Below are 375 nucleotides of genomic sequence, written 5' to 3'. Positions count from 1 at the left end.
GTGCTCAACCCGCTGGGCGTGCCGGGCCGGATGAACGTCGGCCAGGTGCTGGAGACCCACCTCGGGTGGATCGCCGCCCGCGGATGGGACGTCTCCGGTCTCGACGAAGCCTGGGCCGAGCGCCTGCGTGACAAGGACCTGGGCAGGGTCGAGCCCTGGACCAAGGTCGCCACGCCGGTGTTCGACGGCGCCCACGAGGAGGAGATCGTCGGCCTGCTCAACAACACCCTCCTCAACCGGGACGGCTCCCGCATGGTGGGGGAGAACGGCAAGGCGCGGCTGTTCGACGGCCGCTCCGGCGAGCCGTTCCCGCACCCGATCTCGGTGGGTTACATCTACATCCTGAAGCTGCTGCACCTGGTCGACGACAAGATT

1 pseudogene is annotated in these 375 nt (G+C 68.5%); it reads left to right on the top strand.

Annotated features, from left to right (window positions below):
- A pseudogene (locus HCK04_RS40665) lies at positions 1-375 on the top strand (DNA-directed RNA polymerase subunit beta); the annotation flags it as partial.

The organism is Microbispora sp. CL1-1, assembly GCF_012034195.1.
GTDB lineage: Bacteria > Actinomycetota > Actinomycetes > Streptosporangiales > Streptosporangiaceae > Microbispora.
Note: the sequence above shows the minus strand (reverse complement) of the source record. Positions and strands in the feature narration are given on the sequence as shown.